General features: G+C 55.1%; 21 protein-coding genes. 10 read left to right on the plus strand and 11 right to left on the minus strand.

Annotated features, from left to right (window positions below; all coding sequences use genetic code 11):
- Positions 1-40: 40 nt before the first annotated feature.
- The 3 genes from CHB79_RS14080 to CHB79_RS14090 all read right to left on the minus strand — a co-directional run bounded on the left by CHB79_RS14080 (position 41) and on the right by CHB79_RS14090 (position 2,961).
- Positions 41-1,366 carry a TRAP transporter large permease gene (locus tag CHB79_RS14080; RefSeq protein WP_010487637.1) on the minus strand — a complete coding sequence of 442 codons (1,326 nt, stop codon included), beginning with the start codon at positions 1,364-1,366 and terminating at the stop codon, positions 41-43.
- Positions 1,366-1,872, minus strand: a complete 507-nt coding sequence (locus CHB79_RS14085; RefSeq protein ID WP_010487634.1) for a TRAP transporter small permease subunit — start codon at positions 1,870-1,872, stop codon at positions 1,366-1,368. The genes CHB79_RS14080 and CHB79_RS14085 overlap by 1 nt, the downstream gene beginning before the upstream one ends.
- A gap of 198 nt (positions 1,873-2,070) precedes the next feature.
- Positions 2,071-2,961, minus strand: a complete 891-nt coding sequence (locus CHB79_RS14090; protein ID WP_010487632.1) for an esterase/lipase family protein — start codon at positions 2,959-2,961, stop codon at positions 2,071-2,073.
- A 303-nt stretch (positions 2,962-3,264) separates the two neighbouring features.
- On the opposite strand from CHB79_RS14090, the gene CHB79_RS14095 reads away from it, so the two are divergent.
- On the plus strand, positions 3,265-3,495 hold the full coding sequence (locus CHB79_RS14095) for a hypothetical protein (protein WP_010487631.1): 231 nt from the start codon (positions 3,265-3,267) through the stop codon (positions 3,493-3,495).
- A gap of 22 nt (positions 3,496-3,517) precedes the next feature.
- On the opposite strand, the gene CHB79_RS14100 is transcribed toward CHB79_RS14095, so the two are convergent.
- Positions 3,518-4,414: an AEC family transporter gene (locus CHB79_RS14100; protein WP_010487628.1), complete on the minus strand. Its 897-nt coding sequence runs from the start codon at positions 4,412-4,414 to the stop codon at positions 3,518-3,520.
- A gap of 192 nt (positions 4,415-4,606) precedes the next feature.
- Between CHB79_RS14100 and osmE the strand changes: the two genes are divergently transcribed.
- The 8 genes from osmE (at position 4,607) to CHB79_RS14140 (ending at position 11,557) form a co-directional block, all read left to right on the plus strand.
- Positions 4,607-4,972, plus strand: coding sequence for an osmotically-inducible lipoprotein OsmE (gene osmE, locus CHB79_RS14105; protein ID WP_089360597.1), 366 nt, complete (start codon positions 4,607-4,609; stop codon positions 4,970-4,972).
- Positions 4,973-5,101: 129 nt separating this feature from the next.
- Positions 5,102-5,770 carry a TetR family transcriptional regulator gene (locus CHB79_RS14110; protein ID WP_010487625.1) on the plus strand — a complete coding sequence of 223 codons (669 nt, stop codon included), beginning with the start codon at positions 5,102-5,104 and terminating at the stop codon, positions 5,768-5,770.
- A 142-nt stretch (positions 5,771-5,912) separates the two neighbouring features.
- Entirely contained in the window at positions 5,913-6,413 is a 501-nt protein-coding gene (ureE, locus tag CHB79_RS14115) for an urease accessory protein UreE (RefSeq protein WP_089360398.1), read from the plus strand.
- On the plus strand, positions 6,410-7,084 hold the full coding sequence (locus tag CHB79_RS14120; RefSeq protein WP_010487622.1) for an urease accessory protein UreF: 675 nt from the start codon (positions 6,410-6,412) through the stop codon (positions 7,082-7,084). The genes ureE and CHB79_RS14120 overlap by 4 nt, the downstream gene beginning before the upstream one ends.
- Positions 7,085-7,098: 14 nt before the next feature.
- Positions 7,099-7,713, plus strand: a complete 615-nt coding sequence (gene ureG, locus CHB79_RS14125; protein WP_010487621.1) for an urease accessory protein UreG — start codon at positions 7,099-7,101, stop codon at positions 7,711-7,713.
- A gap of 27 nt (positions 7,714-7,740) precedes the next feature.
- Positions 7,741-8,313 (plus strand): HupE/UreJ family protein, encoded by a 573-nt coding sequence (locus tag CHB79_RS14130; RefSeq protein WP_089360399.1) that lies wholly within the window; start codon positions 7,741-7,743, stop codon positions 8,311-8,313.
- Positions 8,314-8,454: 141 nt separating this feature from the next.
- Entirely contained in the window at positions 8,455-9,366 is a 912-nt protein-coding gene (locus CHB79_RS14135) for a glycerophosphodiester phosphodiesterase family protein (RefSeq protein WP_089360400.1), read from the plus strand.
- A 1,603-nt stretch (positions 9,367-10,969) separates the two neighbouring features.
- The gene (locus CHB79_RS14140; protein ID WP_089360401.1) at positions 10,970-11,557 is read left to right on the plus strand and encodes a cytokinin riboside 5'-monophosphate phosphoribohydrolase; all 588 of its coding nucleotides are present in this window, start codon (positions 10,970-10,972) and stop codon (positions 11,555-11,557) included.
- 36 nt (positions 11,558-11,593) lie between these two features.
- Here the strand turns inward: CHB79_RS14140 and CHB79_RS14145 are convergent, their stop codons facing one another.
- The 6 genes from CHB79_RS14145 to CHB79_RS14170 form a co-directional block, all read right to left on the minus strand.
- Positions 11,594-12,367: a type IV pili methyl-accepting chemotaxis transducer N-terminal domain-containing protein gene (locus CHB79_RS14145; RefSeq protein WP_089360402.1), complete on the minus strand. Its 774-nt coding sequence runs from the start codon at positions 12,365-12,367 to the stop codon at positions 11,594-11,596.
- A gap of 430 nt (positions 12,368-12,797) precedes the next feature.
- Entirely contained in the window at positions 12,798-13,229 is a 432-nt protein-coding gene (locus CHB79_RS14150) for a hypothetical protein (RefSeq protein ID WP_141133427.1), read from the minus strand.
- Between the two features lie 205 nt (positions 13,230-13,434).
- Positions 13,435-14,175: a hypothetical protein gene (locus CHB79_RS14155; protein ID WP_089360404.1), complete on the minus strand. Its 741-nt coding sequence runs from the start codon at positions 14,173-14,175 to the stop codon at positions 13,435-13,437.
- Positions 14,176-14,190: 15 nt separating this feature from the next.
- Positions 14,191-17,712, minus strand: coding sequence for a T6SS effector BTH_I2691 family protein (locus tag CHB79_RS14160; protein ID WP_089360405.1), 3,522 nt, complete (start codon positions 17,710-17,712; stop codon positions 14,191-14,193).
- Positions 17,709-18,590: a DUF4123 domain-containing protein gene (locus CHB79_RS14165; RefSeq protein WP_089360406.1), complete on the minus strand. Its 882-nt coding sequence runs from the start codon at positions 18,588-18,590 to the stop codon at positions 17,709-17,711. The genes CHB79_RS14160 and CHB79_RS14165 overlap by 4 nt, the downstream gene beginning before the upstream one ends.
- Positions 18,587-20,617: a type VI secretion system Vgr family protein gene (locus CHB79_RS14170; protein WP_089360407.1), complete on the minus strand. Its 2,031-nt coding sequence runs from the start codon at positions 20,615-20,617 to the stop codon at positions 18,587-18,589. Before CHB79_RS14170 ends, CHB79_RS14165 begins: the two co-directional genes overlap by 4 nt.
- Positions 20,618-20,878: 261 nt before the next feature.
- Between CHB79_RS14170 and CHB79_RS14175 the strand changes: the two genes are divergently transcribed.
- A complete protein-coding gene (locus CHB79_RS14175; RefSeq protein ID WP_010487611.1) occupies positions 20,879-21,829 on the plus strand; it encodes a DUF808 domain-containing protein in 951 nt (316 codons plus the stop codon).
- A 101-nt stretch (positions 21,830-21,930) separates the two neighbouring features.
- Here the strand turns inward: CHB79_RS14175 and CHB79_RS14180 are convergent, their stop codons facing one another.
- The gene (locus CHB79_RS14180) at positions 21,931-22,779 is read right to left on the minus strand and encodes a mechanosensitive ion channel family protein (RefSeq protein WP_089360408.1); all 849 of its coding nucleotides are present in this window, start codon (positions 22,777-22,779) and stop codon (positions 21,931-21,933) included.
- Between the last annotated feature and the right edge of the window lie 45 nt (positions 22,780-22,824).

Consider the following 22,824-nt stretch of genomic DNA (forward strand, 5'->3'; position numbering starts at 1 on the left):
GCACAACTGAACAACGCGCACGGTTTATCTGACACGGTCCTCAACGCGCGTAATGCCATTGCGGCAGCCACAAGGCTATTTGCGGGAACACCATCACCAGGATCAGCGCCAGCATCATGATCAACACGAACGGAGTCACGGAGACATAGATGTCACGCAAGGTGATTTCAGGCGGCGCCATGGCCCGCATCAGAAACAGGTTGTAGCCAAAAGGTGGCGTCATATAGGCGATCTGGCAGGTGATGGTATAGAGCACGCCATACCAGACCAGATCAAAGCCCAAGGCTCCCACCAATGGCACATATAACGGCGCAACGATCACCAGCATCGCCGTGTCGTCGAGAAACATGCCCATGAGGATGAACGAGACCTGCATCATGATCAGCACTTGCCAAGGACTGAGGTCCATGCGGTCGATAAAGAAGCTCTCAATCGCCTTGACCGCGCCCAGGCCATCGAATACGGCGCCAAAGCACAGTGCGGCAAGAATGATCCACATGAACATGCAGCTAATCGCCAGGGTTTTTCGCAGCGTTTCTTCCATCACCACCCGATTCAGGCGGCGCTTGAACAGTGCCGCCAGGGTTGCAGCCGCTGCGCCCACGGCAGAGCTTTCGACCAGGCTGGTGATGCCCATCAGGAATAGACCGGTCATGCTGAAAAAGATGAAAAGCGGCACTATCCCGGCTTGCAGCAAGCGAATTTTCTGGCCCCAGGTAATCTCCTTGCGCTCCTCGGCGCTGAGCGCTGGCCCGAGGTCTGGTTGTAGGCGACAACGAATCGCGATGTACAACACAAACAACCCGGCCATCAGCAAGCCAGGAAATACGCCTGCCAGCCAGAGCTGGCCAACGGGTTGGCGGGCAATCATGCCGTAGAGCACCAGCACCACGCTTGGCGGAATCAAAATACCTAATGAACTGCCCGCCTGGATAACGCCGGTGACCATGATCTTGTCGTAGCCCCGGCGCAGCAATTCAGGCAGCGCGATGCTTGCACCAATCGCCATTCCGGCAACACTCAAGCCATTCATGGCCGAAATCGCCACCATCAGGGCGATGGTGCCAATCGCCAGGCCACCATTGAGCGGCCCCATCCACACATGGAACATGCGGTACAGGTCATCCGCCAAGCCAGACTCGGAAAGCATGTAGCCCATGAACACGAACAGCGGCAAGGTCAATAACGGGTACCACTTCATCAGCTTCATGGCAGCGCTGAACGCCACCTCCGAGCCGCCATCGCCCCACAACATCAAGGCGGCCACAACAGCGACGAAGCCAATGGCGCCAAATACGCGTTTACCGGTCAGGAGAAGCAACATCATTGAAGAAAACATCAGCAAGGCGATGAGTTCATACCCCATTACAAGGTCTCCCCACGCGCTGCAGCGACATCTTTGAAAAAGGTGGCGATTGCCTGGAGCAGCATCAGAAAGATGCCAATGCACATGACGATCTTGATCGGCGCCATATATGGCGACCAGGCCGAGTAGCTGGTCTCGCTGTATTCAAGGGCGTACTGGGTTGACGAAATGCCGCCATACAGCAAGAACACCAGATAGAAGATCAGCAAAACCACGGTGAATGCATCAACCAGCGCCCGCGTGGTGGGCGACCAGCGACTGTAGATAAGGTCCATGCGCACATGTGCATCAAGCTGCATCGAGTAGGCGCCGCCCAACAGAAAATAGGCCACCATCAAGAATTGCGCGCTCTCCAGCGTCCATATGGAGGGCTGGAAAAAGGTTTTGCTGATTGATGAGTACAACAAGACGCCCAGCATGGCGAAGATCAAGTACATTGCGAATCGGCCTACCAGCCGGTTGATCTTCTCCACTCCCCGCACAAAGCCACAGATAAGCCTACGCATGGCGATCCCTGCTTTCTGATAGTTATTTAGTCAGACTAGTCGAAGATCAAATAAAACCAACTCCGGCCGCTTTATGCCCCCAGCAGCCTGGAATATCCTCGGCACGCCTCTCGCGCCGGGCACAACTGAATAATTCACCCTAGGATTGAATATAGACGCGAATGCCGCTTGGCGGATGACTCCAGCCTGGTGGGAACTTCACAAGCCAGCGTCGCGCAGGCGCTGTGCATGCTCCACATAGAGTCGCACAGGGTCCGCCCCCTTACCGACAAGGCCGAAGGTCTGGTTGATGATGTCGAAGTGATCAAGCGGATAATCATCGCCAATCACCTTGCCCAGATGCGAGCTGTAGCGTCCGACCATGCCGTCACACTGGCCGGCTTCGCGGCGAAAGGTCCTGGCAAATATTCGACACACCAGGTTGGGCCCATCAACCCGGTTGCCACCACGATTGGTGATCCCCGGCTGCAGAGTCCCGGACCACGAATAGTAGCGAACGCCATTGACCTCGCCAGCGCCTTCGCCACCCCAATGTTCGGGCAAGCCTTGTGGGTACTTGCGATTAAACGCCGCAACCCCTTCGCTGGTGAGTGAGCCGTGTGCAGCCGAAATATCAACAGGCAAAGGCGGGCCTTTGTATCCGAGTTCAAGCCAGGCCATGACCCGCGCAAAACCAGCCAGCAGCAACCTCAGCCCTTTCTCGGCAAGACTGCCACTGGCGGCTTTGCGGGCCAGAAAATCAGCGAGTTCCGAACCATGATTGGGCCCTGCGATCGAAGTCACTGAGGCAACCCACTGTGGCTGCAATGCTGCCGCGTAGCGTGCAGTCAACGCACCTTGGCTATGCCCCAGCAGATGCACCTTCTCGGCACCGGTTTTGGCCAGCACATCACGGATATGCACCAGAAGTTGTTCACCACGTACCTCGCTGGAATTAAGCGGCGAAACCTGGATGGCAAAGACCTTGGCGCCGCTCTTGCGCAATGCCCCGACAATCCCATACCAATAGGGATATCCCAGCAGACTCACATACCCCAACATGCCAGGTACCAATATCAAGGGGTAGCGCACAGCCGCTGCATCACTCATCACCTGACGTCCTTGTTTGCACTGGGTTGAAAGACTCGCGGACCAAAGCCGCGCACTGGCTGTAACTGGGTACACTGCACAAGCACTTTTCGCTGAGAACTTAACAACGAACGTGCCCACCCAGCCTGATGCTGTAGCTTAGCCGCCCCTGGAAAAACAGCACCTCACAAGGACTTCAGGCGTTGCCAGCAGTCACCATCAGCGCAGTCGATGAATACTATTAAAGCGCTCAAGTTCTTATTTTTTGCCACATCTCTAGTATTGACTCCCGTAAGCATCACAACCCAATTCGAGGAGTCAGTCATGAAAAGCAAAGTCGCCATCAGCTTGGTCCTGAGCCTATTCGCCGCACAGGCATTCGCGCTGCCCAGCTTCAGCCCACAGCCATTGTTGAGTGAACTTAAAGGCAGCCAGGAACGAATCGAAGTTCTGGAGCCTTTGGCTGAAAATGGTTCGTCGCGCACCCCAGGCGCACAATTTCGTGTCGCCGAGGGTGGTGCCCAGCGCACCCTGGATGCCCGCACAACTGGCTAAGATCGTGCGATAAGGCGAACCACTAGATGACCAACAGAACCCAAACAGGTAGCGTCAGCGCCCCAAGAACGGTAGATAGAAACACCGTGGAGCTGACGCTACGCACATCATCCTGAGTTTTAGCAAAACCGAGAATATTTACCCCACTCGGGCATGCAGCCATCAATACCAGCACACTCCGTGCACCATCGCTCAATTGTGGCAATAACCCACTGAACCACCAGACCAGTGCAGGGAAAAGCACCAGCTTGGTCAACGTCAGCATCAGCACACTGGTGCTTGGCCGCAATCGAAAACGCGACAGGCTCGCCCCCAATACGATCAACGCGCAGGGCAATGCCGCCTGGCCCAACCAGGTGACCATTTTCCACAGCGGTTCCGGCGCAGCCCAGCCCGACAAGTTAAGCAACGCGCCCAGCAACAGGCCGATGATCATGGGATTGGCCAGGTTTTTCAGCAACGCGGCAACATTGACCCGTTCCGGGCTACCGAACGCGGCGTAGAAGCTCTGCATCGAAAACAATGTCAGGCTGTGGAACACCAGTATGGCGAACAGGTACACCAAGCCGTCATGCCCCATCAAGGTGGTGACGATGGGAATACCGACCAGCACATTATTGGAAAACGCAGCAGCCAGGCCCAGCGGTGTCGCCCCACCGCGCTGGCGATGGACAATACAGTTGACCACGCCAAACACCAGCACCACGGGGATAAAGTAAGCGAGCAACAAGGTAATGGACAAGCCATCGGCCAGCGGTGCTTTGGCGATGCCGGCAAACAGCAGCGTCGGCATAAACAGCTTGAACGTGATATTGGCCAAGCCAGCAGCGCTCTCGACACTCAACCATTGGCGCCAACCCAACAGGTAGCCGAGTACGATCAGGCCAAAGATCGGCAAAATTGCTAGAACAGCAGGCATAGTCCCAAGGCTCCTCAACTACTTCATAACGGCCTGACGCGCCCTGACGTGCCAGCTAGAGAGCCTGCAAGCATACCTGCCGCGCACTTATAATTCGACGGTATACGAGCCCAGGAACACAACTTCTAAAGCGATCTAGAGTCATAAGAGCCATACACTGAAATGATTGCTGACTTTCAACAGGAGAACACCATGAATAAGAACGTTCTGGGCGTTGCCTTTGCTCTAACCGCCCTCGCAGGATTGTCTGGCTGCGCTGGAGACAAGCCTGAGAACCCGGTTGACTACTTCACCTTCAATGACCAGCCACTGGTCAGGGATGTGGTGGATGACATGACTAAAAAGGAAGTCCTGCAGGTCGGCGGCCAACCCTCATCGGTCATTAACCGCAGTGTTGAACCTGGCACCTGTAACAACTACATCCTCAACAATGATGGCCACCAGCAGCCTTACTATGTGAGTTTCAACTCGGCAGACCGGGTCGACAGCAAAGGCTTTATGACCTGCCAGCAAATGGAAGAAAACGCCCGGGCCCGCGCCCGCGTACTGGGTTATTGATCCAGCACGCGTGGACAATGCGTCACAGATACTGCGTTTAGTGCCCGCAGCAGGTCCAGGCACGCTAGAATCGACGCCCTTGCGAGCCATTTGTTAAAGTGTGCTGCAATCTTCCGGAAGTCTTGACTGATGCAACCTCGCGCCGAACAAAAACTGCAAACCCGCCACGCCCTGATGGATGCGGCGCGCAGCCTGATGGCCGGAGGTCGTGGCTTTTGCAGCCTGAGCTTGCGTGAAGTCGCACGTTCAGCCGGCATAGTACCGACCGGTTTTTATCGGCACTTCCAGGATATGGACTCTCTGGGCTTGGCCCTTGTGGCTGAAGTCGGCGAGACTTTCCGCGGAACCATCCGCAAGGTTCGCCACAACGAGTTCGAGTTGGGCGGACTGATCGACGCCTCGGTGCGCATCTTCCTCGACGCAGTGGATGCAAACCGCCCCCAGTTCATCTTTCTCGCCCGTGAGCAATTTGGCGGTTCGCTGCCTGTGCGCCAGGCAATCGGCGCCTTGCGGGGTCGCATAATGTCCGACCTCGCAGCCGACCTGGCCCTGATGCCCAAACACCAGCACCACGATAGCGAAGAGCTGGAACTGCTCGCCGACATGATCGTGAAAACGGTGTTTGCCACATTGCCCGAGTTGATCGACACCCCGACAAAACCACTGCCGCCCCACCTGCAACCCGCCGCCAAGATGATCGAGCAGCTACGAGTCATCTTTATCGGTGCCAAGTACTGGCATGTACCCGGCACCCAGCCCCTGGCCAAGCACCTGCGGCGCACCAAAGTGGCGCAATAGACCCTGCATCGCACCAAATAAATCCCAAGCTGCGCCTCAACAACTATCACACAGACGCTACAACCCGCACCATTTCAGCGCTTCACAGCATTGGCAAGCCCCTTGCTCTGTAACGCTGCATTGTCTTGCTGGAACCTATCGCATGCTGGTGATTCATCAACGTATCAAGCCTCAGGAAAAATGGGACGCAGAGCTGCTGCTGACCTTTGAGGCCCGCAGTAAAAGCCGCCTACGCTGCTTTACAACAACCGGCGAGGACGTCGGCCTGTTTCTTGAGCGCGGCCAACCACCCCTGCACGATGGCGAGTGCCTGCAAGCTCAGGATGGACGAGTTATTCGTGTCGGCGCCCGTTCCGAGCAACTGCTGCACGTGACCTGTGACAGCCCCTTTGAGCTGATGCGCGCCGCCTATCACCTGGGCAACCGCCATGTTGCCTTGCAACTGGGCGAAGGTTGGCTGCGGCTACCCGATGACTACGTACTCAAGGCCATGCTCGAACAGCTTGGGGCCAAGGTTGAGTTGATCGAGGCACCTTACCAGCCCGAGCATGGCGCATACGGCGGCGGTCATCATCACTCACATGCCGGTGATGCCGAATTCAGCTATGCACCGCGCCTGCACCAGTTTGGTGTGCGCAAGTGAACAAAGCCTGGGCGCTGTTACGCCTGGCCAGCCCGCAACTGCCGATCGGCGGCTACAGCTACTCACAAGGCCTGGAAATGGCAGTCGAGCAAGGTATGGTCAAGGACGCGGCCAGTGCACAACGCTGGATCAGCGACCAATTGCTATGCAACCTCGCACGCTTCGAAGCGCCCCTATTGCTTGCCCACTGCCAGGCGGCAGAACGCGACGACTGGGAAACACTGAAACTGCTCGCCGAGCAACATAGTGCCAGCCGCGAGACCCGCGAGTTACGTCTCGAAAGCCGGCAGATGGGTTATTCAATCCAGCAACTATTGCAGGGCCTTCCCGAACTGGACACACCCGCTCGCGAGTTCTTCGAAACGCAGCAAGAGCCAGGGTTGGCGCTCGGCTGGGCCTTGGCTGCGCGGGCCTGGCAAATCACCCCTGACGACGCATTGGCCGCATGGCTCTGGGGCTGGCTGGAAAACCAACTGGCGGTGCTGATGAAAACCCTGCCTTTGGGACAACAGGCGGCACAACGCCTGACATCAACCCTATTGCCGGTCCTGCAACAGGCACAACAACTCTGCAATCAAGCTGAACCCGCCCACTGGGGCAGTGCCACATTTGGCCTGGCCTTGGCGAGCATGGCGCATGAGCGCCAGTACAGTCGACTATTTCGCTCCTAAAAGGAAACTCCAACATGAATAGCCAACCCTTGCGCGTCGGCATCGGCGGCCCGGTCGGTTCCGGCAAAACAGCCCTGACTCTAGCCCTGTGCCTGGCCTTGCGTGAACGCTACAACATTGCCGTCGTGACCAACGATATCTACACCCAGGAAGATGCCCAGTTCCTGGTGCGCAACGAAGCCCTGGCGCCTGAGCGAATCATCGGTGTTGAAACCGGTGGCTGCCCGCATACCGCAATTCGCGAGGATGCCTCGATCAATCTTGAGGCGGTAGATCAGTTGAACAAACGCTTTCCCGGCCTCGACATCATTCTGGTTGAGTCCGGCGGTGACAACCTGTCGGCCACCTTCAGCCCGGAACTGTCAGACCTGACCATCTACGTAATCGATGTCTCCGCCGGTGACAAATTGCCACGCAAGGGCGGCCCAGGCATATGCAAGTCTGACTTGCTGGTAATCAACAAAATCGACCTCGCCCCGCTGGTTGGCGCATCGCTTGAAATCATGGACCGCGACACCAGAAAAATGCGCGGCGAAAAACCCTTTGTTTTCAGCAACCAGAAAATTGGCCAGGGCCTCGAAGACATCATCGCCTTCATTGAACGCCACGGCATGCTCAACGCCGCCTGACTCGAATATCCACAAGGACGCTTAATCATGAACCTGCGTAAATCCCTGTTTAGCCTTGCTCTGTTCCTCACGCCTGCACTGGCATTTGCCCACCCCGGCCATCACGAATCCGGACTTATGGCCGGTCTGGCCCACCCGGTGTTTGGCCTTGACCATCTGTTGGCCATGCTCGCTGTAGGCCTCTGGGCAGCCCAACAACAAGGCGCGGCACGCTGGGCATTGCCGATAACCTTCGTCAGCAGCATGCTGTTCGGTGGCGTACTGGGCTTTAGTGGTATCGAGATGCCGTTGATGGAAACCGCCATTGCTGGCTCAGTCCTGGCGTTCGGCGTGCTGGTTGCGGTTGCCGCTCGCCTGCCAGCAGCCTTCGCCCTGACGCTAACCGCAGTCTTTGGCCTGAGCCACGGCATTGCCCACGGCCTTGAACTGCCAGCACTGGCAAGCCCTGCCAGCTACGCAATAGGTTTTATTGTGGCCACGGCGGCGTTGCATGCCAGCGGCTATGCGTTGGTGCGCTTTGTGCCACAAGCAGCCGCGCCACTGATACGTATCGCGGGCGCAGCCTCGGCACTGACCGGCGCCTGGTTGCTTGCCAGCTAGCGACAACCTGCCTATCGCTCCTGAACCTACAGCCTTGCGGCTGTAGGTTCTCCCCAATGCCCGCAACTGTGCTCCAGTTCATCAGCCCGTTCGCTTCTACTCTGTCATAGTCAGTATGCCCCCGGCCCGGACAGAAAAATCATGTTGCGCCTCGCCCGCTTCCTTATTGCCCCAACCCTGCTTATCGCCGTTGCACTGGCAGTACTGGCGCTCACCAGCAAACCTGCACAAACACCCAAGGTACTCAGCTCATTTGGCCAGCAGCCCCTGGTCATTGCGCACCGTGGCGGCCGTGGGCTGTGGCCAGAAAACAGCCTGTTCGCCTTCCAGCGCGCCAGTGCACTAGGCGTGGACATGCTGGAAATGGATGTGCGCCTGACAAGCGACGGGCAAGTCGTGGTTATCCACGATGAAAGCGTTGATCGCACGACCGACGGCGAAGGCCTTGTGGATAGTTTTACCCTGGCGCAATTGCAGCAACTGGATGCCGGATACAGATGGACTGCCGATGGCGGGCAGAGCTATCCATATCGCGCCCAGGGCATCGACATCCCGCTATTGGATACAGTGCTGCAGGCTGAACCGCAAATGGCCAAGATCATCGAGTTGAAGCTGGCAGACAATAGCCTTGTGGACAAAGTCTGCCAGAGCCTGGACCGCAACAAGCAGCGCGATCGAGTGATCATTGCCAGCTACTACGAATCCAACCTGGTCCGCCTGCGCCACAACTGCCCCGGGGTCGCAACCTCAGCCAGCCCAAGTTCGATACGCCTCTGGCTCGCGATGGAGTGGCTGGGCCTGGGCCGGGTGCTTTCGCCCTCCTACCAGGTATTGCAGATTCCCCCGCGCCACAGTGGCGTTGAGCTTGCCAGCCGAGCATTGATTGAGTCAGCTAAAGCGCGCGGCCTCAACGTACAGCTGTGGACAATCAACGAACAGCCCGCCATGCGCAAGCTGATTGACCTTGGCGCCCAAGGCTTGATCACAGACTACCCTGACCGCGCACTCCAGCTACTGGGCCGCTCTACCCGCATTAGCGCCTTGAGCCAATAACCAAGCGAAGCCCAGAAAACTGGTCAAAAAACGTACAACATCGGCAACACTTAGTCTTGCGTGGCTCACAGGGCTTAACACGCAGGTTATCCACAGAAGCTTGCACAGAGAACTGGGATAACTGAGCCCTCGAAAATAGTAAGCCACTGAAATGGCTGAATAATTTCTTGACTCTTTAGCTTTGCCACAGGCTTTTTTTGAACTGGCAAAGGCTGTACAAAAAACAACCACCTCGCGTGAAGCCTTGATTTCATTGGGCTGTAACAATGCATACCCTAGTTATCAACAAGGCTGCCCACAGTAGACGGGGACAACTTCAGAGCCTGTCAAAAACCCCAAACAAAACAGCTAAGCCACTGATTTAACAGTTTAATCTTTACTGATCAAAAAACGTACAGCAGCGCACAAGCCTAGTCTCCCGGGGCATTGCCAACTTAGCACGCAGCTTATCCACAGAGCCCTGCACAGAGAAACTGGATAACTCCTCATAACGCCTCGACCAGATTGTAAATAGTTGATTCTTGGCTTGACGAATGGCTGTTTCCCTCGGGGATTTGTCCTCTGAGAACGACTGTTCAAAAAACAATCAATTCTCTATAACCCCCGGTTCAAAAGGCTTTGCTCAATACATACCCCAGTTATCAACAAGACTGCCCACAATTGCCGTGGACAACTTTCATGACGAGATCGAATAGTTCTAAGTGTGGGACTAACTCATTGATTTAACGGCTAATTAATATTGATCAAAAAACAAACAGAAGGCTAAACACCTAGTGTTTAAAGGCTTTGCTGGCTTAGCACTCAGGTTATACACAGAGCGCTCCACAGAGAAGTTGGATAACTGTGCATAGACCGCTTTCCAGGTGCATAAATAATTAACTTATTGCTTGACTAATCCTCTTGAGAACCCTGCTTTTTACACCTCAAGCGGGCTGATCAAAATTCAACCAATAGCCTGCAAGCCTTTGTTTATATGGCCTTCAGCGATACATCCCCTAGTTATCTACAACCCTACCCACAGTAGTCGTGGACAACTCTATTGCGCTGAAAAAAGCAGGTGGATAACTTCTTAATACACAGCAAGCTGCTTTTGATCAAAAAACGTACAAACATCTGTAAGCCCCGGATGACTAGCCACGCAGACTGATACGCCCACCTTACCCACAGCTCACTCCACAGTCTTTGTGTGCAACTGCTGGTGAATACTATTAAGTCGATCAATTCAATCAACAAGCCAGTGCCAACCCGCAAGGCTAACCTGACTTCATCAATCAGGAGCCACTTTTATGAACAGCCAACAGAATCATCTAAACCAACTCTTACAAAGCCTGCTGGCAGCCTACGCAGGCGGCAACAGCGGTGTTAGCCCATAGAGCCTGGACAGGCCCAGACGCCGCATAGTCGATTTGAATCTCCCAGCAAGGCCGACCTGCGCAGGCAACAAACCCTCGATAAAGCATTGCGCTTGGTATTGTGCGGCAGCCGTTGCTGCGGCATCTGTTCTGCGACAGCCTTCGGCTGTTACTCACCTTGGATGTTGCACCTTATACTCTGGTCGCTCGCTAGCTTTTCAGCGATTCCCAAATTGTCCAGGAGCAAATCCATGAGTTTGCGTTCGATCTGCGTGTTCTGTGGTGCCAGTAGCGGCGCTAACCCCATCTATCAAGAAGCGGCCGTAAAACTTGGCCAGCACCTTGCCCAACAGAATATCCGCCTGGTGTACGGTGGCGGTGCTGTTGGCTTGATGGGCGTTGTTGCAGATGCCGCGTTGGCGGCAGGCGGTGAAGTGATCGGCATCATTCCACAGAGCCTCAAGCGCGCTGAAGTTGGCCACCAGGGCCTTACCCGGCTCGAAGTGGTCGACGGCATGCACGCGCGCAAAGCACGCATGGCTGAGCTTAGCGATGCCTTTATCGCACTACCCGGCGGGCTTGGCACCCTTGAGGAACTCTTCGAAGTCTGGACCTGGGCGCAGCTTGGCTACCACAACAAGCCCTTGGGCTTGCTCGACGTAAAGGGTTTCTACAGCAAGCTTGGCGCCTTTCTCGACCAGTTGGTGGAGGAGCAGTTCGTGCGCGCCAATCACCGGGCCATGCTGCAACTCAGCGAAACACCAGATGAACTGCTCGCATTGTTGCAAAACTGGCAGCCCCTGGAAGCGCCGCGCTGGCAGGGCAGTAAGCCGGACTAGGCCCGCGCCGCCCCGTACTCAAACGGGGCACGAGGTTTACAGGCTATCGGTAGTTAGCCCTGCATACAGCCGAGTCATCTCATTGAGCTGACGAAACATCGAGTCGGCATTGATCGCAACAATGGTCGGAACGAAGTCCTTGGAGGAAAGCGCCTTGCTTGCGAACTGCCACTTAGCGTCGGTCTTGCGAAGCGCTTCTGCGATTTCCGGATTAGGCGCTTTGCTGGCCTGAAGCTCCTGCATGATGCTGCCGAATTCCTTTACCGACGCCTGAAATTCGGCATCCAGGTTCGGTGCAGTTACGCCCCAGGCACGGGCCATGTAGAACATTGCCGTACGTTGGGTCAGCACGCGGTTCCAGCCACTGCGATTGATTGCGTGCGAAGCCGCATCACCATTTTGCTTCTCCAACAGATCAACCGTTTGCTGGCATTCCTTGACCAGCTTTTCGGCCGTGGCCAACACAAGCGGGGCCTGGGCTTTATCAGGCTGGGCGGTGATCAGTGGCTTGTACTCTGCCCAGATTGCCTCGACCTTCGCCAGTGACGCTCGGCTCTGTTCATCAGTGGCGTAGTCTTTCAGCTGCTGGTGATGCTTCTCGAACAGCGCGATACTCTCGTCTCGCTGGCGTATGGCAGAAGCCACCTTCACATCGGAGCCGATCATCATGTAGTCCTTGGCGATAATCTGCCCAAGGCTGCGCTGCAGGCCAGCCATGTTCATTGCTTCCAGGGTCGCCATCTGCGCCCAACTGGTAGAACTGATCAATAGACTGCAACCGAGCAGCAACGCACGCATAAAACCTTTCATAAACAGAAAATTCCTTACATCGCCTTCAAGGCGAACATCAAAAGAACATCGATCACAGCGCAAGCGAGGGCGTGGTGAGGACAGAGGGACGCTGTATTGTTCTTATGAATGGGCGTGCGTGAATGAACGGGGAAAGCATTCCGACGCTAGCAGCGGGCGGGCATTCTAATTCATCAAGGTGCCAGCAGTTTGCTACTGTTCACAAAGTTTGAAAGCACTGGTGAGATTTCAGCACAGGCTTAGTGAAAGCATCGCCCAGTGGAGGCAAGCGATGGCGAGCCCGTTCGCATCGATATTTCCCGAAGGATTCCCAGAAAAACAGCGAACGGCGATAGACCAAGGTGCAGCTACCAACGCAAGCAACCGCCAAAGGTTGCCGCAATAATACCGAGCGAGGTTACCTGGGGGTTAGCGAGTACCGGCCTGCCAGCTACACGCTTTTTTTGCTGGGAACATACTTGAAAAGGGTAAAAACCTTTAGAGCCTCCGATAACAGCAGCAAGCCAAGCGTAATAGCAATGCTACGGGAACCTTGAGGGCCTAGCACGCCTAAGGTTATCAGTGAAACCGAAGGCACATAATAAATAAGCCTTAATGGAATTTGGCAATAATAAAACCATTTGAACCCGGGCTTGCGCGCCAGCAATAAAAGCGCACTGACGACAATCGATGCCTGCAACACCCACATAAACATCACATAAATATTAACAACAGCACCCTGCTCCGACAGCACCCGAAGTGTTTCAGTAAAGTCAGTCACATAAGGTATGCGATGTTCAGAAAGGCTAGTCACGACAAAGCGAGCCACATAAAAAGCATCAAATGCGCCCCACACCAACAGAACTCGATCTTGCCTGGCCAACAAAAAACACGCTCCTTATCAATCAGTATTGCAGAGCGATCTCAATTTATATTCGTAGCGGTTAAAATGAACCAATTATTCAACCGGGGTAACGCGCGAAAATGCCATAGAGCGCAGCCTGAAAACAAGAATCAGTAGAATGGCCAAACCAAGCCTTTCCATTGCAGGAATTATACCCAGTCAACACAGCAACTGACTGGATTCCTTATGTTTGCAGCACATCAATTTTACCAACCGTATACGGCACTTCAGGTCGCAGCCGTTGCTGGATAAGATCATTAACTTCTTGCTTTATTTTTTTATCGAAGAAAACATACATCCGCCCTCTTCCTAGTTCTTTCTGCCCTTCCCTAACCGCCAGATACAATAGCTCTATCATTGTTCTATTTGTACCCAATGTCATCTCTGTTATCTCAGAGAACTTGAAAAACCTATGGTAATAATCAGACTGCATTTCCTGGTAGTTTTTAGAATTCAACATCATCCAAGACATCAGCCCTATCGCCCCTGGCCCCAGTATCCCAGCGAGCAGTGCCGAAGGGTTATCACCGGCCAGACAGATCACCACCAGTGCAGCTATACCCATAAACCAGTTAAGCCCCACCAGCATCCAGCGAGGAAAGTCTTTCCAATTGCAGCACTCGATGCCTGACTCTGACAATCGATAGGCGAAATTTATTCGTTGATGGGTCATGGAAGCAGTTGCAAGCACAACCGCCAAAAATGTCAATACCGCCCCGACGATTCTAATTGTTTGGTCAATAAATTCCGGGCTATACATAAAATATGCAAGACATAAAGCCACTGTAAAAAAAAACCAAAAAATCAGATTCGCCACAAACGTATTATAGCTTCTTGCTCTTATTGTCCAGCTGATCAGCTCAGGCTCATGTGCATATTCCCATGTAAGCCGATCAGGAATAACAGGAGGTTTAATTAAATTCATCACAACTCATTTTTATCAATTAGGGACAGGCAGCGTTAACTGTTGCGTTGAGTGCCTTGCCAATACAAGCTCTTTATTTAACGCTGCTTCAAAGGCGTTATTTTGTCGATCGGCCTGCTTAGCTGAAGTACTTATGGCCAGTTGCAATATATAGCCACGACCGCCTTTACGCTGCAAAACTTCAGGTGGATAAGTCACCTCCAGTTCTAGCACCGGGCTTCTAAGCGATGTATCGATCCAGGCTTGCCAGAGGCGATGCGTGTCTTCGTCGTTATAACGGTAGTCCGCAGGCAGTGTATTACCGCCTTCGGTTGTAGGCAGCGTTTGAAAGGTTTTAGGGTCGGCCCAGAAACCATTAAGAAACTGCTCGCTGTACCCAGCAGGAGTGGCGCGCAAGGTATCGTCAGTAAACCAATGGGTATCGACCATTGCCGGTTGCAACATGACATCATGGCCAGCAACGAGTTTGGGCAGTAATAGCTGGAGCCAAAAGCCCTTAGGAGTAGAAACCGACACGCCACCGCCATAGGGCGTACTGTATTGATGAACATCTTCAACTGCACGGCTGACCAAGGTGGGTTGTTGCAGTGTTTCAACCAGTGCGTTCATCTGCGCGGCATGCCCGGTATCGGTCTCGACCGACCACTCAGGGTTTGGTTCACGCCCCCAGTTGCAATGAAACAACCAACGCCTGACGCCTTCACGGTGGGCATTATTGATCATCATCGAAAGAATCAAATACGCCGCCCCAAGCACCGCCAAAAAAATCCCAATTGGCGTAGCCATTACCCATGAAAAACCAAAGAAAAAACCAGCTAAAGCGCCTACAAGCTGCACGCCTGCAACTGTCCCCATAACAGCGACAATACCCATTTTTGCATAGATCAGCTTCTCTTCTTGCTTACTGGTCGCATTATGAGCATCTTTGTAAAGCTGCCAGGCCTCCAAACCACAGGCGACAGCCCCTAATACGGCCCATGTTGCAGTGCGTAAAATCAGTGCCTTGGAAAAAGCCGCAAACTCTCCTGCGACAGCTGAACCACCTGCGGTACTAGCCGCAGCGGCTCTGGCCTCGCCAACCCAAGCACGGTAAGAAGCCTTGGCAACCTTGGTGACTTTTTCATCGAGCGTCGCAGCCATCCCCGCCGCCCGTTCCCACATGGGCGCCACTGCGAAAGTCATCATGGCGTTGGCGGTAAAGGCCGCGCTTGAACCCATATTGCGCCACTCATCTGCACTGAAGCTGCCGTCGTTCGCCGCTTGCTTGCTGACACTGTAGAAGTTCCAGGCGTTAAGCCCAACCAACAAGGCCGGTAGGGATTTACCCAGGTTTTGCCCAACCCAGGCTTTAGCCCGCTGGCTATAAGCGGCGGTGTTGAGTGCTTTAAGCCGCAACTGGGCAGCGACTTCAGCTTGTCCCAAGTCGCTGAGCAGGATTTGCACCTTGTCCGGCCCCAGGCTGATGCGCCCACCGCCTTGCACCTTTGCAAAGGTTTCAAGCGGACGTTGCAGGAACAAGGCATTGAGTTCCTCATCCAGTTTATTCAACTGAATACGAGCCGAGCGTTTATCGTGCGCCAGGCCGGGGCTATAGAGCACCCGCTGCAAAGCTGACTTTTGACGGTTCAAGGGTATTACCTTACGCGTCCAGGCTTGAAACTCGCTTGCATAGTTGGGGTTTTTGACCAGTTGCGTCGCACCGGATATTTCCGTGGAGATCAGTACTTGCAGGGCGCTCAGCTTGATTGCATTAACCTCTTTCATTGCAGGTATCAGCAACTGGCTCAGCCCATGCCAGGCTTCGCTGGCGATATCGTTGGCAACAAGACGCAAGGTGTCGAATGCTTGTTTGGCATCGCTGCTCAGGGCTTTGTAAACCGCTGTTTTTTGCAGAACGCCGGTATCGAGCACGCCTTTCAGCTCGGCAACCCGCGTAGAGACATTGGTGATGTCGCCCGGTGACGAAGGGTCAAGCAATGGAGAGCTGCCATCACCCTGGCCTTGATCATCCAGGGAACCTGTCGCGGCAAAGTTGGCAGACACTTGTTTGACCATGGCCTCCAACTCCGGACTGAAGTTGAACAGAGCCATGCCCAGCAGGTTATCAGGCGCTTTACCCTGCTTTAGCAGCCACTCCTTGCCTGCTTCGCAGCCCGACAAGGCCACATAAACCGCATAGGCGAGACCAAGCAGCTCGGCCGATTGCGCAGCATTGCAGCTGTCGTAATAGACCGCCTCGGCATTGGGCTTCAGCGCATTGAGCCAGGTGATCAAGTCATGTTCGCTACGCTGGCAATGTGCTTGCAGGCGCAGCAGTTGCTGGGTGGTTTCAGCATAGAAGCTGACGACATCTTCAAAAAACACATCCTCGCGCCACTTGCTCTTGGAGTTCCAATCCTTGAGGGTGGCTTGCCATTGTTGATCGCTGATATGCGCGCCCCATTTGCTGTTGAATGCAGCCTGGGCAGCTTCGGCGATTTGCTGCGCATCAATGAACCGGGTGTCCGGCATCCCATGCATGCCCTGTGCAATGGGGCTCATGCTGTTACGCAGCGCAGTGGCCTTGTCTTCGGCGCTCAGTCGCTGGTAGATATCCTTGGCACAATCTGCGCGCTGCACCGGATCTTTTACTGAAGCAGGTGTAAGCGCATCAGTGTCCACACCGCACAGTTGGATTACAGACTGTGCGCTTTGCAGTTTGTGTTGATGCTGGTTTTCATACAGGCTTTGCTCAGCCAGCCGCCCCATCAGGTTCATGTTGAGGTCTTCTACCAGCGCAAGCGGATCGTCAAGCGCAACAAACAGGGCTGTATCCTGGTCTGGCACCTTGCCTCGAACCAGTGCTTCTTCGAATGTCGCCTTGAAAGGCCCGGCGGGCTCATCATCTCCAGCTTGAGTCGGCAGCGTGGTGGTCGCGAAAGTAGGCTTTTTCGGCGTTGGCAGAATATCTGCCAGGCTTTCGCCCAGCGCCCTGATAGGGCCGCCGTTCGCCACCCGCCCACTCAGGCAAAAGGCCGGCAGGTTGACTTCACGCATCCACTGGCCTTGCTCTTTGGTGCTGCTGCGCATTAGCTCGCAGATTCGCCATGTCCATTGCACGGGTGAAAAGGCGATGCGTAAACGGCTGCGACGTGGATAAAGCAGGTAAGGCAGGCTTTCACCAGGATTGTTACGCACATCCTGGTTCAGTTGCTTGTCAGTCCACTTATGGCGGGTGAATTGTTCACCTTTGACTTCATATTCATGAAATGTCTTGTCGATGCTATCCCAGACGTAGACCCAACCATCGCGCAATTGACGCAAGGTATAGCTACGGGTCTGCAGCGATGGCAAGGCACCACCCTGCCAATCGCTTGGAAGCGGGTTGGGGCCTTGGTTGGTGCCTTTTTCTGGGGATTCATCAAGCGCATAACGCACAGGAAAGATCGCGACCTCTCCCGCCATTAATGAACATTGGCCATGAGATAAAGGCGTGTCATCAAATGCCTGGTTGCGCTGCGCCTGTTTAATCTGAGGGGTTGTCGCGGGCTGAGTCATGACACGTCCTTGTTAAATTCAATCGCCAAACAGTCGTTGTCCATCTGCTGGATCCGCATTTCAGGGGCAAGTTTGAGTGCTTCCGGAGTACGTTCCAGCCATTGCTGGTAGGGCCCATTGGCTCGCAGCGTGAAACCCTCGCCCCAACGCAGGCTGTACTCGACCCAAATGGCCAGGCTACGCTCGGTGGCCAAACCCCAGGCTTGTGCCTCGTTGAGACGCTGATCAAACCAATACGTTCGTTGTTCAGGGGAGATTTGAGCGAGCAACTGTGGATAGTGTTGCTGGAGCATCTCGTTGAGTCGCTCCATAAAACGCCAGCGCGCTGCGCTATCGAGCGCGTCCAGCTGCTCCTGGCCTAGCAGGGCATTGTGTTCCTTCCAGTTTTGCGCGGGTTCAGTGCGAGTGAAGCGCTGCCAGGCAATGGGCGCCGCCGGTTCCCAACTGTGATCAAAAACGGGGGTCGACCAGGCTTCGATTGGCCCCAGCAGGCTGTTTAGCTGCTGCTGGGGATAACTGGCGAGCCAATGCTGAGCCACCAACGGGTCGGCAAAACGCAATAAACCCTCGCCGCCCAATACGTCAGGCGGGCTGATCAAATGACGCAAATGATCGGCCAGGGTTTGAATCGGCGCTGAAGACGAAAGAAAACAGGCATCTTGTAACTCCATTGCCCGTGCAGCCCATTCGTCAATGAGGCGACGCCCTCCGTTTGCGCAGACCAAAATAGGCCCAATGTCGTGCAACTCAGCCCAACGGGTACCAATGTACAGAGGCTGGATATCCAGCGCCTCGCCACGCTGATAAAGCGTAACCAGCGCGTCAGGGTTTATCACACCATCAACTAAAAGGTAATTGGCCTCTACAAAGGTAGTCACGCAGCGCCTTCCTCAGCCGCCTTTTCACAAATCGCGCAGCGCGGGGCCTTGCGCATCAAGGCCCGACGCTGTGCAGGCACTAGCAATTCCCCCGGCACGGCCTGGTCTGCCGGCTGGCCGATGTTAGGCAGTAGCAAGGCAATCCCGGAGCCAACGCCCGGGGCGCCGCCGGAGTTGATCTTGATGGTCGCGCCGCTGAAGGTAATGCCGCTTGGGTCGACTTTGACAAAGCTGCCACCGCCTTTGGCGGTCAGCTCCATGCCTGCATCGATAACGACCTTGCTGCCCGCGTAATAGTGGATTTCGGTACCGGCTTCGACGAACTGGCCCACACCTATTTTTGCATGTTGAGTCACGCCGACATTCAGGTGATCGCTGGCGTCGACCGCAGTCTTGCGGTCTAAGTGGGTCATGCGGTGTTCTTTGGCCTTGAACTCGCTGTAGCTGTTGGCTTCGACTGTGTCGTGGCGCTCGTTGCCAACATGGATTTTCTGGTCGTTTTCGACCCGCTGATCCCAATCGCGCTGGGCGTGGACGAAGATTTGCTCCTGACCGGCCTTATCCTCGATGCGCAGTTCATTGAACCCGGCGCCACCAAGGCTGCTGTTGGTTTTGAAGGTGCTTCGGGTTTTGTTTTCAGGCAGTGCATAAGGTACGGCGTGTTCCTTGTGATACAGGCAACCGCTGACAATGGGTTGATCGGGATCGCCCTCGAAGAAGCTCACCAACACTTCCATGCCGATGCGCGGGATGGTCACCGCGCCATAAGCATTGCCTGCCCAACTGTTACTCACGCGCAACCAGCAACTGGTTTGCTCATCGGCCTGACCGACGCGGTCCCAGAAGAACTGAACCTTGACCCGGCCGTATTCGTCGCAATGAATCTCTTCGCCCTGGGGGCCGGTGACAATCGCCCGCTGCGCGCCTTGGACCTTGGCTTTGCGGTGTTTGAGCGGCGGACGGAAGGTGATGTCCCAGGGCGTGGCGACAAAGCTGTTGCGATAGCCCTGGGTGAAGCCGTCTTCTGCCTTTACATCGCTGCTGACCGACTCCTCAAGCACCTGTGGCTGGCGCCCTTGGTGCTCGACGCTGTGGATCAGCCACAAATCGTTGTATTGCGCACGCGGATGGTTGCTCAAGCTCAGGAAACTGCCGCTGAGCAGGCTTGCATCACTGCGTCCAGCCGCTATTTCATAACCGGTACGCAAGCGCTCCAATGCGCGTTTGGCCAGGTGCTTGCCGCGCGCACGCTCGGTAAAGCGCCCCGGATATTCATAGACTTCCAACTCGGGCAGGAACTCGGCCTTGTATTCACCATCGAGGGTCAGCTTGGGCTTTTCGAAGTTGTAGTCACGAAAGCTGGCCGCGCTGCTGCGGGTTTCCAAGGTGACCAACAGCGACTTGACCACCGCATTGGCCGCCGCCATACCACTGTCGGGGTGATAGGCCAGCGGCGCCAATGTGGGAAATACGGTTTGGTCATCGCCAAACACCAGCACATGGCTGTCGGCGCTGTGCTGGAAGTGGAAACTGATGCCTTCTTCTTCGCACAGGCGCTGAATAAAGTGCAGGTCGGTTTCATTGTATTGCACGCGATACTCGCGCTCAGGGTAGACGTACGAGCCAAGCTGGAAGCGATAGGCATCCGCTTGAATCCCGTTTTTGTTGAGCACGTCGCTGATGATTTGCTGCACGGTCATGTGCTGGAAAATGCGTTGGTCGACGCTGTGCATCAAATAGGCGAGTTGCGGCATGAGGCTGATGCGATAACGGGTCAGGCGCTTGCCGGAATCCCCTTGCTGCGCTGAATAAACAACCCCATGAACGCCCTTCTGCTCAGGCCCAAAGCTCAGGTAGGCGGGCTGATTGATCAGGCTGTCGAGGTCAAGATCAGGCGTTTCGCTCACCAGTTCTATATCAAACTGATACAGTTCGTTAAGTGCTTCCGAGCCATCGAACTTGAGTACTTGCAAGTCTGAGTTAAAACCTGAAACCGTCAGCGAAATATGCGCCTGATTGGCATCCATCGTGCCTAGCCTCCGTCCATGGGTTGTCTGAGAGGCTCAAGAGTGCCGCACCCAGCGCTGTAGGACAATGCTTAGGTGCAATTAGCTTGCGACAGATCACCAATATCCATGAAAAACACATCCAACGGACACTAGATCTCCAAGGAACCGCTGGGAACGGTAGCCAGCGCAGTCGTTTCCAGAGGTTCGCTAAATGCTTGATTGTTGGGCTAAGGTACTGCTCAGATACTTCAAGCTTCGTAAACCAAAGGAATTCCCTAGATGGCAGGCAGTAGCCTTTTAACCCTTTTAGATGACATCGCAACCGTGCTCGACGATGTGTCGTTGATGACCAAGGTTGCAGCCAAGAAAACCGCTGGCGTCCTGGGCGACGACCTGGCGCTCAATGCCCAGCAGGTTACTGGCGTGCGAGCCGACCGGGAACTGCCGGTGGTGTGGGCGGTTGCCAAGGGCTCACTGCGCAACAAGTTGATTCTGGTGCCTGCAGCCCTGGTCATCAGCGCCCTCGCGCCCTGGGCGGTTACACCGCTGTTGATGCTCGGTGGCGCCTTCCTGTGTTTTGAAGGCTTCGAGAAACTGGCCCACAAGTTTTTGCACTCCAAGGAAGAGGACCAGCAAGAAAAAGCCGAATTGCTTGAAGCGGCGAGCAAATCGCCTGAGCAAGTCAAAGCATTCGAGCGAGAAAAAATCGGCGGGGCCATTCGCACAGACTTTATTCTTTCAGCAGAAATTATTGCGATTACCCTGGGCACAGTCACCGGGGCGCCAATGACGCAACAAATCATAGTGGTCTCGGGCATTGCGTTGGTGATGACTATTGGCGTTTATGGGTTGGTCGCAGGCATCGTCAAACTGGATGACGCCGGGCTCTATTTGAACGAACGCCAAGGCGAAGGTTTGTTCACACGTGCTACGCGCAGTTTTGGCCGGGGTATCTTGTTCACAGCCCCTTACCTGATGAAGAGCCTGTCGGTGATAGGCACCGCCGCAATGTTCCTGGTCGGCGGCGGCATCCTTACCCACGGCGTGCCTGCGGTGCATCACTGGATAGAGCAGGCATCCGAGCACCTGGCCACCAGCTCTGGCTTGGAGTTGATGGGCAGTGCAGCGCCTGTGCTGCTAAACGGCGTAGCGGGCATTATCGCGGGTGCGATCGCGCTCGTGGTTGTGACGCTGGGGAGCAAGCTCTGGAAGGCGGTCAAAGGCTCATAAGTTGTATCGCCTACTGACATTTGTAGGGCGGGCAACGCGAAGCTTGCCCGCCCTTGTTCAACCGGCTGAAAGGCCAATAGGCCGCTACACCCAGGCTGGATTCAACCGGCCTGCTGCATGATCACCGTTTGCGCGGGCATTGGTGCCGGGAAGCCCGCCTCGCCCAGCGCATCCTTGATCATCTTGTTGGTGTCGAAATACACCTGCCAATAGTGATCGGTGTGGCAATAAGGACGCACCGCCATCACCGGCCCGACCAGGTTGAATTCAAGGATTTCAACATCCACGGCGGGTTCGGCCAGCACGTTATCAATCCCGGCAATCCGCTCTCGAAGCAGCGCAGCCGCCGCCTTGTAGTCGGTGGCACCTGAAAGCTGGGCCTTGAGGTCCACCCGGCGGAATGCGTTGTGCGAGAAATTCTGGATGTTGTCACTGAAGATCTTGTTGTTGCCCACCAGCGTCAGCACATTATCAGGGGTGTTGATGGCGGTGACGAACAAGCCAATCTCGGTAACAGTCCCCGTTACACCGCCGGCACAGATGAAGTCACCAACCTTGAACGGACGCAAGATGATGATAAAGCCGCCTGCCGCCAGGTTTGACAGCAAGCCCGACCAAGCCATGCCGATGGCCAGGCCAATCGCGGCGATCAAGGCAGCAAAGGTTGTGGTCTGCACCCCGAAGAAGCCGAGGATGCCAATGACCAGAAGAATATTCAGGGTAACGGTGATGAAGTTGCCAACGTAGCGCAGAACAGTCGGATCAACATGCTGGCGCCCCAGGCCTTTTTGCACCAAGCCCACTGCAAAGCCAATCAGCCAGCGTCCAATCACCCAGAAGGCGACAGCTGATAGGATCTTTATGGCAAATGCGGCGCCGTACTGCGTCACCAGGTTGTACAGCGCGTTCATTTTTTCCGTGCCAACATTAACGATGGTTGTATCGTCCATGGTCGTGCTCCACTAAGGAATAGGTACAGCGGTCCTTAAAAAAGC

Source organism: Pseudomonas segetis, from assembly GCF_900188155.1.
Taxonomy (GTDB): Bacteria; Pseudomonadota; Gammaproteobacteria; order Pseudomonadales; family Pseudomonadaceae; genus Aquipseudomonas; species Aquipseudomonas segetis.